This window comes from Streptomyces durocortorensis, assembly GCF_016901035.1.
GTDB classification, from domain to species: Bacteria; Actinomycetota; Actinomycetes; order Streptomycetales; family Streptomycetaceae; genus Streptomyces; species Streptomyces durocortorensis.
On sequence record NZ_JAFEUF010000091.1, the window covers coordinates 11,739 to 26,313 of the forward strand.

At 72.3% G+C, this 14,575-nt stretch carries 12 protein-coding genes and 1 riboswitch; of the genes, 6 read left to right on the plus strand and 6 right to left on the minus strand.

All coding sequences use genetic code 11. The annotated features are described in order from the left end of the window. The first annotated feature begins 186 nt into the window (after positions 1-186). Complete coding sequence (locus JS521_RS18620) at positions 187-1,455, plus strand: hypothetical protein (RefSeq protein WP_205084102.1); 1,269 nt, start codon at positions 187-189, stop codon at positions 1,453-1,455. 103 nt (positions 1,456-1,558) lie between these two features. Further along, positions 1,559-2,071: a DoxX family protein gene (locus JS521_RS18625; protein ID WP_205084103.1), complete on the plus strand. Its 513-nt coding sequence runs from the start codon at positions 1,559-1,561 to the stop codon at positions 2,069-2,071. On the opposite strand, the gene JS521_RS18630 is transcribed toward JS521_RS18625, so the two are convergent. Together JS521_RS18630 and JS521_RS18635 are read right to left on the minus strand one after the other, a co-directional pair. After that, positions 1,978-2,241, minus strand: a complete 264-nt coding sequence (locus JS521_RS18630; RefSeq protein WP_205084104.1) for a hypothetical protein — start codon at positions 2,239-2,241, stop codon at positions 1,978-1,980. The two genes, JS521_RS18625 and JS521_RS18630, sit on opposite strands and share 94 nt — an antisense overlap. Then, positions 2,228-3,577, minus strand: a complete 1,350-nt coding sequence (locus JS521_RS18635; protein ID WP_205084105.1) for a PspC domain-containing protein — start codon at positions 3,575-3,577, stop codon at positions 2,228-2,230. The genes JS521_RS18630 and JS521_RS18635 overlap by 14 nt, the downstream gene beginning before the upstream one ends. Positions 3,578-3,883: 306 nt before the next feature. Here JS521_RS18635 and JS521_RS18640 point away from each other — a divergent pair, with 306 nt between their 5' ends. Both JS521_RS18640 and JS521_RS18645 read left to right on the plus strand, forming a co-directional pair. After that, positions 3,884-5,170 (plus strand): ATP-binding protein, encoded by a 1,287-nt coding sequence (locus tag JS521_RS18640; protein WP_205084106.1) that lies wholly within the window; start codon positions 3,884-3,886, stop codon positions 5,168-5,170. Then, positions 5,167-5,862: a LuxR C-terminal-related transcriptional regulator gene (locus JS521_RS18645; protein ID WP_205084107.1), complete on the plus strand. Its 696-nt coding sequence runs from the start codon at positions 5,167-5,169 to the stop codon at positions 5,860-5,862. The genes JS521_RS18640 and JS521_RS18645 overlap by 4 nt, the downstream gene beginning before the upstream one ends. A 29-nt stretch (positions 5,863-5,891) precedes the next feature. Here JS521_RS18645 and JS521_RS18650 read toward each other — a convergent pair whose 3' ends face one another. Continuing rightward, on the minus strand, positions 5,892-6,971 hold the full coding sequence (locus JS521_RS18650; protein WP_205084108.1) for a C40 family peptidase: 1,080 nt from the start codon (positions 6,969-6,971) through the stop codon (positions 5,892-5,894). A gap of 201 nt (positions 6,972-7,172) precedes the next feature. Between JS521_RS18650 and JS521_RS18655 the strand changes: the two genes are divergently transcribed. Then, positions 7,173-7,526, plus strand: a complete 354-nt coding sequence (locus JS521_RS18655) for a hypothetical protein (protein ID WP_205084109.1) — start codon at positions 7,173-7,175, stop codon at positions 7,524-7,526. 54 nt (positions 7,527-7,580) lie between these two features. Here JS521_RS18655 and JS521_RS18660 read toward each other — a convergent pair whose 3' ends face one another. Next, positions 7,581-8,768, minus strand: coding sequence for a C40 family peptidase (locus tag JS521_RS18660; protein WP_205084110.1), 1,188 nt, complete (start codon positions 8,766-8,768; stop codon positions 7,581-7,583). 7 nt (positions 8,769-8,775) lie between these two features. Then, positions 8,776-8,942, minus strand: a riboswitch (cyclic di-AMP (ydaO/yuaA leader). A gap of 258 nt (positions 8,943-9,200) precedes the next feature. Between JS521_RS18660 and pcrA the strand changes: the two genes are divergently transcribed. Next, a complete protein-coding gene (gene pcrA / locus JS521_RS18665; protein WP_205084111.1) occupies positions 9,201-11,639 on the plus strand; it encodes a DNA helicase PcrA in 2,439 nt (812 codons plus the stop codon). 68 nt (positions 11,640-11,707) lie between these two features. On the opposite strand, the gene JS521_RS18670 is transcribed toward pcrA, so the two are convergent. Next, positions 11,708-13,483, minus strand: a complete 1,776-nt coding sequence (locus JS521_RS18670) for a M23 family metallopeptidase (protein ID WP_205084112.1) — start codon at positions 13,481-13,483, stop codon at positions 11,708-11,710. A gap of 205 nt (positions 13,484-13,688) precedes the next feature. Beyond that, positions 13,689-14,555 carry an esterase/lipase family protein gene (locus tag JS521_RS18675; protein WP_205084113.1) on the minus strand — a complete coding sequence of 289 codons (867 nt, stop codon included), beginning with the start codon at positions 14,553-14,555 and terminating at the stop codon, positions 13,689-13,691. Positions 14,556-14,575: the final 20 nt, after the last annotated feature.

Below are 14,575 nucleotides of genomic sequence, written 5' to 3' on the forward strand. Positions count from 1 at the left end.
CCCCCCCGCCCGCGCCCGGGGGGGCTTAAAAAAACCCCCCCCTTGGGGGCCCCCCCCCCCCCCGCCGCCCCCCCCCCCCCCCCCCCCGGCCCCCCCCCCCGCGCGGCCCGCTCGCCCCGTACGGCACAATTCGCTGATATCGCAAGTGAGTTGGCTGTACCGGGGCGGGAAAGGGCGTAATCCTCCGTGGCGTTGGACGAAACCAGGACGAGCGGCACGCACAGCGGCGGCTGTACCTGCGGCGACTGCCCGCACGGAGCGCGCCGCGGACACCGGAACGCGGTCGCCGCGTTCCTCGCCAAGCGCGACGAACTCGCCGCCGGCAACGGGCTGCCCGCCGGGGTCGCCCAGTCCCCGTCCGCCTCCCGGCAGTGGGTCTCCGACGAGCTGACCGGGTCCGCCCGCACCGTCGCCGAACGGGCCCGGGAGGCCGGTGACGCCTGGCCGCACCAGGTCTGGCGGTCCACGCTGTACGTCGTCTGGGGTGCGGTCGGGGCGCTCCTCCTCGGGACCTGCGCCACCGCGATCGGGGCCGGCTGGTCCACCGCCCGCACCGCCGGACTGCTCGCCGCCCTCGTCACGGCCGGACTGCTCACCGCCGCCGCCCGCCTCCACCGCGCCCGGGGCGGCCTCCTCGCTCCGCTGATCGGCGAGGACAACCGGCTCTCCACCTCCCGTACGGTCGCCGCCTCCTGGGTGCTGCTCGCCGTCTTCGCCGTCCTCGTCCTCGCGCTGCAACTGGCCGGGGCCTCCGACCCGGACGAGCGGGACGCGCTGATCGAGGGGCTCGACCTCGTGCGCTCCGCCGGGGTCGTGGCCGTGCTGGCGCTGGTGTCCGCGGTCGCCGTCGTCGTGCGCCGCGTCGTGACCGTACGGGTGCTGGGCCGACGGCTCCAGAAGCTGCGCGCGGACCGGCCGCGCGCCGCCGACCTGCTCACCGACGACGCCGGACGCGGGTCGTTCACCGATGTGCAGTACGTGCTGGTCAGCGCCGTCGCCGTGCTGTTCGCCGGGGTCCGCCTGGCCCGCCGCCCCGAGCAGCTGCCCGACCTGCCGTGGGGGCTCGCGCTGCTGGTGGCCGTCTCGGCGGCGACCTACTTCGCCGGGAAGTACGCGGAGGACGGCCGGCCCGTCGTGCTGTCCGTCGTCCGGGCCCGGGAGGCCGGGGACCTGGACGGGGCGATCCGGACCGGCGACGACATCGAGATCCGGGGCGCGGGCTTCGTACCGCCCGGCGCGGGCACCCCCGACCGGCTGGCCCGGCTCGTCGTGCGGATAGGGACCGTCCATGTGCACGTCCCGCTGATCCCGGTCGCCGGGGGCTTCTCCAACCCCACCGACACCGTCCTCACCGTGCCCGTCCCGGTCGAGGTCGAACCGGGGACCGTGGACGTCCAGGTCGTCACCGCCGCCGGGGTGGAGACCGACCGCTGCCCCATCGACGTCACGGACTGATCCCGCTCACTTCTGCCGATCTGCTCCGCAACCCTGGTGAGCGGCGCGCCGAAGGCGTACGTATGGTCGAAGTGACGGGACATCGGGAAGTGGGGCAGCGGTGATGAACGGTTTCGGCGACCGGGGTTCGTACGGGCTGGGCGAGCGAAGGACGCTGAGGGAGCAGGCGGGCACGTACGCCCTGCTGCCGCTGCGGATCTTCCTCGGCGTCACCTTCGTCTACGCGGGCCTGGACAAGCTCACCGACAGCGCGTTCCTGTCCGCGGACGGCGCCGGGTCCATCGGCGAGATGATGCGCGGGGTGCGGGACTCCTCCGCGATCCCCGCCCTCGTCGACCTGGCGCTCAAGAGCCCCGAGGGCTTCGGTTACGCCATCGCGATCGGCGAACTCCTCGTCGGCCTCGGCACCCTCGTCGGCCTCTGGGCCCGGCTCGCGGCGCTCGGCGGCGCGCTGATCTCGCTGAGCCTCTGGCTGACCGTGAGCTGGCAGGCCACCCCGTACTACTACGGCAACGACCTGCCCTACTTGATGGCGTGGCTGCCGCTGGTGCTCGCCGGGGCCCCGCTGTTCTCCGCCGACGCCTTCCTCGCCGCGCGCCGCCGCCGCACCATGTAGGCGGCCCAGGTCACCGTCGCGGCCAGCCACAGGCCGCCGAGGAACAGCGGCAGGAAGAACGTCCACGGGACCTCCCAGGCCCCGGCCGCATCGGCCGCGTACCCGGCGGCCAGACCCAGCATCACCAGGCCCGCCACGGCCCTGCCGGGCCGGAATTCATGACGCAGCACGGGTGACCTCCACCTGTCCGATGCCCACTTCCAGTACCAGTTCGATCGTGCCGGCGGGCTGCGCGCCCTTCGGCGGCGGCAGCGTCCGCTCGGTCGACTCGTTGTTGTTGATCCGGACCTGGACCCGCTGCCCCTCCTCCAGCCGGATCTCCCCGAGGTCCGCCTCGGCGCGCACCTTCACCGTCACGTTCTCCGGGACGACGACGGCGGCCCGCCCCGCCGCCACATCGAGCCCCGTGCGCACGGTCTCGCCCTTCGGCACCTTCAGACCGGACAGGTCCAGCCGGGCGTCGCCCGTGCTCAGTTCGTAGCGCGGCTGGACGGCGGCCACCGACGCGGGCCGCCACTCCTGGCGGGCCCACGAGGTGTCGATGTCCTTCGGCAGCACCGCCGCGCCCGCCAGCAGGCCCGCCGTGACCATCGCCATGAAGACCGTGCCGAAGCCGGTCCGCCCCAGCAGCGACGCGATCAGCAGGCCGAGTCCGAAGACGGCGAGAGCCGCGACCAGACCGATCTGGAGGGCGGTGCCCAGCGGCTGGTGCTCCCAGCTCAGCCCGGTGCCGAGGCCGCCCGCCACCAGCGCTGTCAGGAAGACCGGGCCGCCGATGGAGCGCGGACCGCGCGGCACCGGCGAGGGCTGCGGCGTCCGGAACGGGGCGTCCGGAGTGGGCCGCCCGGCCTTCACCCCGGCGCGCGCCGCGTCGACGTCCGTGCCCGGCGGGCCCCAGAGGTAGCCGGGGCCGACCGGCCCCGTGGTGCCGTCCTTGACGATCGGATCCCGCCACCACGACGGACTGCCCGGGGTCGGCGGGGCCTTGACCTCCGGCGGCGGGGTGCCGAGCCCGCCGGTGTGCGCGGGGCCGGGCGGGGGCGCGGGTGCGCCGGGCGGGACCGTCGGGTCCTCCGGGGCCGCCGTCCGCCGGGACTGCGTCCACACGGAGAAGCCGACGACGGCGAGCGTCAGCAGTGCGGCGAACGCCAGCATGCTCCGGTTGTGCAGCATCGACAGGAACAGCCCGCAGCCGATCAGCGCCAGCAGCAGCGCCACCAGGGACGCCCCGTCGACCCGCCCCGACAGCAGCTTGCGCGCCTCGTTCTCGTCGTCGCCGTCCGCGGGCAGCAGCAGCCAGGCGAAGCCGTAGAAGATCAGCCCGATGCCCCCGGTCGCCGACAGCACACCGAGCACGATCCGGAAGATCACCGGATCCACGTCGCAGTACCGGCCGAGCCCGCCGCACACCCCGGCGACGACCTTCTGCCGCGGGGTGCGCCGCAGCGTCGGCTTCGGCGCTTCGGGGGGCGCGACGCCGGGAGCGGCGTTGGAGGGAGCGGTCATGCCTCCATGGTGACGGCCCCGACCGCCCGCCGGGGCTCGCACCGACCCTGGACGGTCCCTGATATTGCCGGAACCGACCCCGGAAGGGCCGGGCGGGCGGTGAGGAAGCCGGGCCGTACGGGCGCCGGGGGAGTCCGTGCGCGCGAGCCGGGCGGGTAGGGGAGTGGGGCGCGCGGGGTGGGAGGTCAGGAACCGGTCCGTACGGAAGGGGGGCCGACACCACCCCCTGCGCGGGGGACAGCCTCAGGGTCACTTCGGGGGCCGACCCTGATGCCGCCCCGCGCCCGCGCGTGTGACGATCGGGGTATGCCAGCCGCCACCGCCCGAGCCGCCAGCTCCCTCGCCGCCGACCCGGAGGAGCCGCCGCTGCGCAAGCTCTACCGCAGCGCCGACGGCCGGCTGCTCGGTGGGGTCGCGCGCGGGCTCGCCGGGCACCTCGGGCTGCCGGTGGCGTGGGTGCGGTTCCTCTTCCTCGGGCTGTTCTTCACGGACGGCCTCGGTGCGGTGCTCTACGCGGTGTTCTGGATCGTCGTCCCGCTCGGCGTCGGCGGCGTCGACGCCCCGCGCTCGCTGTTCGAGACCTCGGCGGACGGCCGCCGCAAGCTCCGTAAACCGGACAAGGGGCAGGTCTTCGCACTGGTCGCGCTGACCGTCGGGGCCGTCGTGTTCGTCCTCAACGTCGACATGGGCAGCGAGGCCGACCGCTATATCTGGCCCACCCTCCTCATCGGCGCGGGCTCCGTCCTGGTCTGGCGGCAGGCGGACAACGCGCGCCGCGCCCGCTGGATGGAGACCGGCCGCAACCGCAAGCTGCTGCACCTGGCCCGCGGCCTCGCCGGAGTCGCCCTCGTCGGCCTCGGCCTCGCGGTCTTCCTCGTCGTCCGGGGCTCGGCCGCCCAGCTCGGCAACGTCCTCACCGCCGCCATCGCCGTACTCACCGGCATCGCCCTGCTCGCCGGCCCCTATCTGGTGCGGATGACCCAGGACCTCTCCGAGGAGCGCCTGATGCGCATCCGCGCCCAGGAGCGGGCCGAGGTCGCCGCCCACGTCCACGACTCCGTGCTGCACACCCTCACCCTGATCCAGCGCAACGCGGACGACGGCGGCGAGGTCAGACGCCTCGCCCGCGCCCAGGAACGCGAGCTGCGCAACTGGCTCTACAACCCCGAGGGCACCGGCAAGGACGAGGACGACGAACCGGAGACCCTGGCCGAGGCGGTGAAGCGAGCCGCCGCCGAGGTCGAGGACAAGCACGGCGTCCCCCTGGAGGTCGTCGTGGTCGGCGACTGCCCCCTCGACGAGAAGCTGTCCGCACAGATGCAGGCCGCGCGCGAGGCGATGGTGAACGCCGCCAAGTACGGTGGCGAGGGCGGGGCGGTGCAGGTCTTCGCGGAGGTCGAGGGCCGTACGGTCTTCGTGTCCGTACGGGACCGGGGTCCGGGATTCGACCTGGACGAGGTTCCCGGGGACCGCATGGGCGTACGAGAATCAATCATCGGCCGGATGCAGCGCAACGGCGGGAGCGCCCGGCTGCGTTCGGTGCCCGGCGGGGGCACCGAGGTCGAGCTGGAGATGGAGAGGGCGAGCGAATGACCGAGAACACCGAAGCCACCGGGGGCCCGGAGCGACGGGTACGGGTCGTGCTCGTCGACGACCACCGGATGTTCCGCACCGGGGTGCAGGCCGAGATCGGCCGCACCGAGGAGACCGGCGTCGAGGTCGTCGGCGAGGCCGCCGACGTCGACCAGGCGGTCACCGTCATCACCGCGACCCGCCCCGAGGTCGTCCTCCTCGACGTCCACCTCCCGGGCGGCGGCGGCGTCGAGGTGCTGCGCCGCTGCGCCCCCATGATGGGCACGGCGGAGAACGCGGTCCGCTTCCTCGCGCTGTCCGTCTCGGACGCGGCCGAGGACGTCATCGGCGTGATCCGGGGCGGCGCGCGGGGCTACGTCACCAAGACGATCACCGGCACCGACCTGGTCGACTCGATCTTCCGGGTCCAGGAGGGCGACGCGGTCTTCTCGCCCCGCCTGGCCGGCTTCGTCCTGGACGCCTTCGCCTCCACGGACGCCCCACCGGTCGACGAGGACCTGGACCGCCTCACCCAGCGCGAGCGCGAGGTGCTGCGGCTGATCGCGCGCGGCTACGCGTACAAGGAGATCGCCAAGCAGCTGTTCATCTCGGTGAAGACGGTCGAGTCGCACGTCTCGGCGGTGCTGCGGAAGCTCCAGCTCTCCAACCGGCACGAGCTGACGCGCTGGGCGACGGCGCGACGGCTGGTCTGAGGCCTGCTCACCGGCCCTGGAGCCCGCCGTTACGCGACCCGGGTCGCTCCGGCGAACGGCATCTGGTCGATCGGCGCGATGCGCACCGGTGCTCCCGGGCGCGGGGCGTGGATCATCTGGCCGCCGCCGATGTAGAGGCCGACATGGCTGATCCCGGAGTAGAAGAACACCAGGTCGCCGGGGGCCAGTTGGGAGCGCGGGATCCGCTGTCCGGCGTTGATCTGGGTGTAGGTGGTGCGGGGCAGGCTGACGCCCGCCGCCTTCCAGGCCGCCTGGGTCAGGCCGGAGCAGTCGAAGGCGTTCGGGCCGGTCGCGCCCCAGACGTACGGCTTGCCGATCGCGCCGTGGGCGAAGGCGATGGCCTGCCCGGCGCGGGAGTTGGGGGCCGAGACCGGGCCGCTGCGGGCGGTGGAGCGGTCGGCGTGGGCCGGGCCGCCGCCGTGCCGGGCGTCGGCGGTGCGCTCGAAGTCGGCGCGTTCGGCGGCGGTCAGGGTGTCCAGCAGCTTCCGGGCGTCGGCCAGCTTGGTGCGGATCGCGCTGCGGTGCTCGTGCAGTTCGGCGCGGCGGGCGGCGAGGCGTTCGGTCTCCCGGTCGGCGCGGGCCTTGACGCCGGTGATCTGGGAGACCTGCCGCTTGATGTTCCGCAGCAGGCCGCTCTGCCGGTCGCCCGCCCGGTCGAGGTAGGAGGCGCGTTCCAGATAGGCGTCGGGATCGGAGGAGAGCGCCAGTTGCAGGGCCGGATCCAGGGTGCCGGAACGGTACTGCGCGGTGGCCAGCGAACCGAGCGCGTGCCGGGCGGTGTTGAGGCGGTCGGTGCGGCGGGCGGCCTCGTCGGTCAGGGCGTCGACGGTGCGGGTGGCGGCGTCCGCCTTCTCCTTCGCCCCGTTGTACTTCTCGGTGGCGACCTCGGCGTCGTGGTAGAGCCGGTCGACCTTCGCCTTGACCTGGGCGGTGGTGGGGGCCGGTTCGGCGGGAGCCGCGCCCGCCCCGGTGACCGAACCGGCTGTGGCGGCCCCGGCGAGCGCCAGGGTGGCGGCGGTGCGGGCAGCAGGGCCGGTGAGCGGGCGCTGCTTGGGTTTTCGGTGAGCTGACCTGCGGTGCGCTGCCACGGGGGCGGCATCCTTCCTGTCGGCTGCCCGCCGGGGATGGCGGCGGGTCCGGGATGGACGCTAATCCCGGCGCGGAGAAAAGAGGCGCCATGACAGCTATTGCCCTGATGTGACGTTTCGCCGGTCACTGATGATCGAAGCGCCGAGGAAGGCTTGCCTCACTGAAAAGTAAAACCTTGGCCATGGCTAGGCTCCCGAGCCATGGACGTACTCATCAATGTTGTCGTCGCCCTGCACATCATCGGCATCGCCTCTCTGCTGGGCGGCTTCCTGACGCAGATGAAGGCCGTGGGGGAGGGCACCGCCCGCTTCGGCCCGGCCATGCTCCACGGGGCCCTGACCATGCTCGTCACCGGCATCGCCCTCGTCGGGCGCAACCAGGCCGACGACCAGGCCGTGAACAACGTCAAGATCGGCATCAAGCTGGCGCTGCTGGTCGTGATCCTCGCCCTCGTCTACGTCAAGCGCGACGAGGAGAAGGTCGACAAGGGCGCCTTCATGGCGGTCGGCGGGCTGACGGTCGTCAACATCTTCATCGCCACGGTCTGGACCTGAGTCCGGACCTGAACCTTTCGGGGACGGCCGGCCGCCGGCCGCCCCCGACCTGTGTCACGCCGGGCGCACGCTCCCGTAGATCGGCATGTAGTAGATCGACTCCTCGCGCACGTTCGCACCCGGCTTCGGGGCGTGGATCATCATCCCGTCGCCCTTGTAGATGCCGACGTGGCTGATGTCGTCGTAGAAGAAGACCAGGTCCCCGGGCTGGAGGTCGGACGTGGCGACCCGGGTGCCGACCTCGACCTGGTCCCAGGTCGTCCGGGGCAGTGTCACGCCCGCCTCGCGCCAGGCCGCCTGCGTCAGCCCCGAGCAGTCGTACGAGGACGGTCCCGACGCGCCCCACACGTACGGCTTCCCGATCTGGGCGCGGGCGAAGGCCAGCACCTTCTCCGCCTTTGCGGCGTAACTGCTGCCCGCGCCGGAGCCCGAACCCGTCCCCGTACCGGATCCCGATCCCGATCCGGAGCCCGAACCGCCGCCGGACTCCTTCGCGGCCTCCTCGCGGGCCTTCTCCTCGGCCTCGGCCTTCTCCTTCGCCTCGGCGGCCTGGCGGGCGGCCAGCTTCGCCGCCTTCTCCTTGGCCTCGGCCTCCTTCTTGCGCTCCAGCTCCGCCAGCCGCGCCTTCTCCTCGGCGGTCAGCCGGGAGAGCAGGCCCCGGGCCTCGGTGAGCTTGGCCTGCACGTCCTTCTTGCTGGAGGAGAGCGTGGCCTGGGTCTCCGTGAGGGTCTCCAGGCTCTTCACCGCCTCCGCGCGCTTCTTCGCCGCCGACGCCTGCTGCGCACGGAACTCGCTCACGGCCTTCTGCTGCCGCTCCGTCGCCCGGTCCATCAGCCGGCTCTGGTCGAAGTACCCCTGCGGATCGTCCGCCAGGAAGAACGTCGCCGTGGGCGCGATGCCGCCGCTGCGGTACTGGGCCGCCGCGTAGGAGCCCAGCGCCCGGCGCGCCTCGTTGATCTTCTCGGTCCGCTTCGCCACGTCCGAGAGCAGCGTGTCGACCTTCTTCTGCTGCGAGGCGGAGGCGGACTTGGCCCGGTTGTACTCCTGGGTCGCGGTGCCCGCCTGCCGGTACAGGGCGTCGACCTTCTGCTGTACGTCCTCGATGGCGGGCTTCGGCTCCGCGGGCGCCGCCGTGGCGCTCTGCGTGGAGAGCAGCGTCACCGAGGCCAGCGCGGCCGTCGTCAGCCCGACGGCAGGGGTGGTGGTGCGCACCTTCGTGCGCGGCTTGCGATGCGATGCCAAGACCGGCATCTCCTTCCGTGGACCGCCTACCGGGTTAGCTGTCGGGTTCGGACGGAACGGAAGGCTGTCCTACGGTCCGGACGCGAGGGCACGGACCGATTCACCCCGGTTCTGCGTGTGGGTCCCCGGTTCCGAACGGCCAGGAGGGCAGGACGGATTCGGCAGAGGTGCCCGTTAGGCGCGGTTCGCCTCAGGGAGGTACGGATCACCTGACCGAGCACGCTAGCCAAAGCGCCCCACCGCTGGGAAGGACGATGAGCGATATGCCCGATACATTTTCGTGACCTTTCCGGATCGGGCCGCCCGCAACCCCTCCCACCGGGCACTCCTTCACGGAACGTGGACGTCCGCTCTCCGTGTGTACGAGTGGGAACCACCCCTTCCGGCCTTCGGCCGAACGTTGTCAGTCCGGCCGCCTAGACTCGGGAGGCGATGAGCAGCCTCTTTGACGACAACTTCCTGACCGGCCTCCAGCCCGCGGAGGACGGCCCCCCGCCGCCCCCCGAGGACCACGCGCCCGAAGCGGTGCCGGAGGGACTCTTCGAGGGCGTCTACGACGCACCCCCGCCGCCCCGGGACGGGTACTACCGGGACGGTCACCCGCGCCCGGTGATCGACTCCGCCGCGCTGCTCGACGGGCTCAACACCGAGCAGCGCGCCGCCGTCGTGCACGCCGGATCCCCGCTGCTCATCGTCGCCGGGGCCGGCTCCGGCAAGACCCGGGTGCTCACCCACCGCATCGCCCACCTGCTGGCCGAGCGCGGCACGCACCCCGGGCAGATCCTCGCGATCACCTTCACCAACAAGGCCGCGGGCGAGATGAAGGAGCGCGTCGAGCAGCTCGTGGGCCCGCGCGCCAACGCGATGTGGGTCATGACCTTCCACAGCGCGTGCGTCCGCATCCTGCGCCGTGAGTCGAAGAAGCTCGGCTTCACCTCGTCGTTCTCGATCTACGACGCCGCCGACTCCAAGCGGCTGATGGCCCTGGTCTGCCGCGATCTGGACCTCGACCCCAAGCGCTACCCGCCGAAGTCCTTCACCGCCAAGGTCTCCAACCTCAAGAACGAGCTCATCGACGAGGAGACCTTTGCCGGACAGGCAGCGGACGGGTTCGAGAAGACCCTCGCCCAGGCGTACGCGCTCTACCAGGCCCGCCTGCGCGAGGCCAACGCCCTGGACTTCGACGACATCATCATGACGACGGTCCACCTCCTCCAGGCCTTCCCGGACGTCGCCGAGCACTACCGCCGCCGCTTCCGTCACGTCCTGGTCGACGAGTACCAGGACACCAACCACGCCCAGTACACGCTGGTCCGTGAGCTGGTCGGCCCGGCGGGCGAGAACGACGCCCCCGCCGAGCTGTGCGTGGTCGGTGACGCGGACCAGTCGATCTACGCCTTCCGGGGCGCGACCATCCGCAACATCCTCCAGTTCGAGGAGGACTACCCGAGCGCGACGACGATCCTGCTGGAGCAGAACTACCGCTCCACGCAGACGATCCTCTCCGCCGCCAACGCCGTCATCGAGCGCAACGAGAGCCGCCGCCCCAAGAACCTCTGGACCAACGCCGGCTCCGGCGCCCGTATCACCGGCTATGTCGCCGACACCGAGCACGACGAGGCGCAGTTCGTCGCCGACGAGATCGACCGGCTCACCGACGCGGGCGACGCCAAGGCCGGCGACGTCGCCGTCTTCTACCGCACCAACGCCCAGTCCCGTGTCTTCGAAGAGATCTTCATCCGCGTCGGCCTGCCCTACAAGGTCGTCGGCGGCGTGCGCTTCTACGAGCGCAAGGAGGTCCGGGACGTCCTGGCCTACCTCCGGGTCCTCGCCAACCCCGAGGACACCGTCCCGCTCCGCCGCATCCTCAACGTCCCCAAGCGCGGCATCGGCGACCGCGCCGAAGCCATGATCGACGCCCTGTCGATGCGCGAGAAGATCTCCTTCCCGCAGGCGCTGCGCCGCGTCGACGAGGCGTACGGCATGGCCGCCCGCTCCTCCAACGCCGTCAAGCGCTTCAACACGCTGATGGAGGAGCTGCGCACGATCGTCGAGTCCGGCGCCGGACCCGCCGTGGTGCTCGAAGCCGTCCTGGAGCGCACGGGCTATCTCGCCGAGCTCCAGGCCTCCACCGACCCGCAGGACGAGACCCGGATCGAGAACCTCCAGGAACTCGCCGCCGTCGCCCTCGAATTCGAGCAGGAACGCGGAGAGGAGGAGGGCGCGGGCACACTCGCGGAGTTCCTGGAGAAGGTCGCGCTCGTCGCCGACTCCGACCAGATCCCCGACGAGGACGAGGACGGCTCCGGCGTCATCACGCTGATGACCCTGCACACGGCGAAGGGCCTGGAGTTCCCCGTCGTCTTCCTCACCGGCCTGGAGGACGGCGTCTTCCCGCACATGCGCGCCCTCGGCCAGACCAAGGAGCTGGAGGAGGAGCGCCGGCTGGCGTACGTCGGCATCACCCGCGCCCGCGAGCGGCTCTACCTGACCCGGGCCGCGATGCGCAGCGCCTGGGGCCAGCCCTCGTACAACCCGCCCTCGCGGTTCCTGGAGGAGATCCCGGAAGCGCACCTGGACTGGAAGCGCAAGGGCCCGATGGCCGCCCCCGCCGGACCCACCTCCGGCATCACGTCCTCGCTGTCCTCCTCCCGCTCCCGCACCGGCCCCTCGGGCTTCGCGACCCGGCGCGGCGCGGAGAAGCCGACCGTCTCCCTGGCGGTCGGGGACCGGGTCACCCACGACCAGTTCGGTCTGGGCACGGTGACGGCCGTCGAGGGCGCCGGCGACCAGGCCAAGGCCACGGTCGACTTCGGCGACGAACGCCCGAAGAAGCTGCTCCTGCGGTACGCGCCGGTCGAGAAGCTCTAGGACACGAGTGAGGGGGGGGGGCCGAAGCCCTTCCCCCTCACTCGTGTGCACGCTCTTCCGCCGTTCCGTCAGGCCGGGTTGAGACCCTTGCTGCGCAGCCACACCAGCGGGTCGATCGCCGCGCCGCCGCCGGGCCGGACCTCGAAGTGCAGGTGCGGGCCGGTGGAGTTGCCCGAGTTCCCGGAGTACGCGATGACGTCGCCGGCCTTCACCGGGCCCGAGCGGATCTTGGTGCTGCTGAGGTGGCAGTACCAGGTCTCGGTGCCGTCGGCGGCGGTCACGATCGCCATGACCCCGTAGGCGCTGTTCAGCTGGGTGCGCACCGTGCCGTCGGTCGCGGCCATCACCGGAGTGCCGTACGAGACGGGGAAGTCGATGCCCGAGTGCACGGACATCCAGTTGACGCCCGCCTGGCCGTAGTAGGCGGAGAGCCCGTGCTGCTTGACCGGCAGGACGAACTTGGGGCGCAGCGCCTCCTTGCGTGCGGCCTCCTCCTCGCGCTTCTTCTTGTCCGCCGCCTGCCGCTCCCGCAGGTCGATGCGCTCCTGGGTGCGGCTCGCGCGCTCACGGAAGTCGTCGCTGCCCTCGGAGAGCTGCTCCAGCTGGCTGTCCAGCCGGTTGTTGGCGGCGACGGCCTTGACCGTGCTCGGGTCGGCGACCGCCAGCGAGGTGGTCGTCTCCTCCGCCTTCTCCTCGCCGCCGGGCATCCCGCCGACCGAGGCGGCCGCGATGCCCGCGACGCTCATCACGCAGGCGGAGGGCACCGCGACGGTCAGCAGCGCGGAGCGCTTGGCGGGGGTACGGCGGCGGGCCCGGTTGCGCGGGGCGGGGGCACGGACCGCGGTGCGGCTCACGGAGTGCGCGGCGGGGATGTCGTCGTCCCCGGCGTCCGGCTCCGGTGTGACGTCCGGCGCGGTGTCCGGCGCGAAGTCGTGGGAGAGGGCATCGAACTGAGCGGTGGAGGACGCGTCGGTCACCGGTTCACCGGCCGTGCCGTCCCCCTCGGCAGGCCCCTCGGGAGCCGTCATGTCGGCCGGCTGCTGTTCGTACAGCGGGTACGACGTCTGTTCGGATTCGTACGCGGTGTCCCCGGGCGTGGCGCCGGAGTTCCAGGCGGTCGCGTCGTAGGCGCCCGTGTCGTACGTACCCGTGCCGTAGGCGCCGGTGGTGAAGGCGGTGGAGGCGTACGTCCCGGTGTCGGCGGCGGCGGGCTCCGTGCCGTACGCGCCGACCGGATACGCCCCGGTCTCGTAGGCGTCCGTGCCGTAGGCGCCGCCGGTTCCGTACGCGGTGCCCACCGGGTACGTACCGGTCTCGTAGCCATCCGTCGTCCCGTAGGACCCGGTGCCGTACGTCTCCGTGCCGTACGCCTCCGCGGTGAACGTCTCCGTGGCGTACGGGGCGTCCGTGCCGTGCGGGGCGGCGGGGAAGCCGGTGGTGGGGAACGCGCCGGTGTCGGCGGTCGCCCACTGGCCGGTCAGGTCCTGGTCGGCGACCTGCTGCCAGGCCCCGGAGGTGTCCCACTGCTGGTGGGCCTGCTGCGGGGCGTGCTCCTGGGCGGCGTAGCCGTCGTAGGTGAGCGTCTGCTGTCCGCCGGTGTTCCACGCGGAGGAGTCGTACGAGCCGCTGTGGTCCGGCTGCCCGGTCGCGTACGCGGTGTCGAAGCCGGCGCCGTAAGTGCCTTCGCCGTAGGCGCTGTCGCCGTAACCGGCGGCGGGGTGACCCGCGTCGTAGCCGGTGGCGTGGCCGCCCGGAAGGGAGCCGAACAGCGGGTCGGTGTCGAAGCTGCCGGTCGGTCGGTCGTCGTACCCGACGTGCTCGGCGTGGGGGTGCTGGTCGTTCACCAACGTCTCTCTCGCCTCGGCAGCAGGACTGTTCTGGATCCCGGTCAGGGGTGTCCCAGGGGGAAGCAGTGGCCGCGACTGTACCCGGCGGTATGTGAGGACGACAATCTTCGACAGGTTTTGCGTTCGCAGGAAACGGGCAATCGGCCGTCTTTCGGTGGACGGCAGACGCAGCCTTGGCCCTACGTTCGAGTGTTGTTCTATTTCAGGCCACGGAAGTCGCGCCGGTGGAGGGGGTGGCGTCCTCCACCGCCGTCTCGTCCGTCTCGTCCGTCTCCTCCGCCTCGATCGCCTCGCGGATCGCGGCGGCCACCGTCGGGTGCACGGGCAGCGCGAGGTGTCCGATACCGGTGACGCGTACGTTCACCGCGTCGAGGTCGGGATGGACGACGCACGCCGTCTCGACGGGGACCATCACCTGGTCCAACTCGCTCCAGAAGCTCACGAACCGGGTCCGGCAGCCGGGGGCGGGGCCGCGCAGCTCCTCGATCACCGAGGAACCGCCGCGCATCTGCCGCACGATGGGGTGAACGCCCGCCCCGGGGGCGACGGCGGTGCCGCCGTGCGGGGTTCCCAGCGTCACCAGGGTGCGCACCCGCCGGTCGCCGCCGAGCCGCTGTACGTAGTACCGGGCGATCAGGCCGCCGAGGCTGTGCCCGACGATGTCGACCCGGCCGTGCCCGGTGCGCGCGCAGATCTCCTCCACATGCCGTCCGAGCAGTTCGGCCGCGGTGCGGATGTCGCGGGTCAGCGGCGAGTAGTTGAGGGATTCCAGGTGGCGGCGGCCCTGCCGGGTCAGCACGCGGCGCAGGACGAGGAACACGGAACGGTTGTCGATGAAGCCGTGCAGCAGGACGACGGGCGGCGCGGCGGATGCCTTGACCGGCAGGTCGGTGGGCGTGGCGGGTGTGGCGGACGTGGCCCGGACCCGCTCGGGGGTGAGGCCGAAGGGGTAGGCGATCACGTGCCCGGCGAGGACGAACAGCTCCAGCGCGGTGGCGCCGAGCAGCGCGGACGACAGCCCTGGGCCCGGCAGGCGGGGGAATCGCGGGAGTCGGGGGAGTCTGGGGATGCGGGTGAGGTGTGTCGGCG

Excerpts from the sequence above, each read along its gene's own strand:
- JS521_RS18645 (WP_205084107.1), top strand. The coding sequence starts at position 5,167 with ATGACCGAGAACACCGAAGCCACCGGGGGCCCGGAGCGACGGGTACGG.
- JS521_RS18640 (WP_205084106.1), top strand. The coding sequence starts at position 3,884 with ATGCCAGCCGCCACCGCCCGAGCCGCCAGCTCCCTCGCCGCCGACCCG.
- JS521_RS18655 (WP_205084109.1), top strand. The coding sequence starts at position 7,173 with ATGGACGTACTCATCAATGTTGTCGTCGCCCTGCACATCATCGGCATC.
- pcrA (WP_205084111.1), top strand. The coding sequence starts at position 9,201 with ATGAGCAGCCTCTTTGACGACAACTTCCTGACCGGCCTCCAGCCCGCG.
- JS521_RS18625 (WP_205084103.1), top strand. The coding sequence starts at position 1,559 with ATGAACGGTTTCGGCGACCGGGGTTCGTACGGGCTGGGCGAGCGAAGG.
- JS521_RS18635 (WP_205084105.1), bottom strand. The coding sequence starts at position 3,577 with ATGACCGCTCCCTCCAACGCCGCTCCCGGCGTCGCGCCCCCCGAAGCG.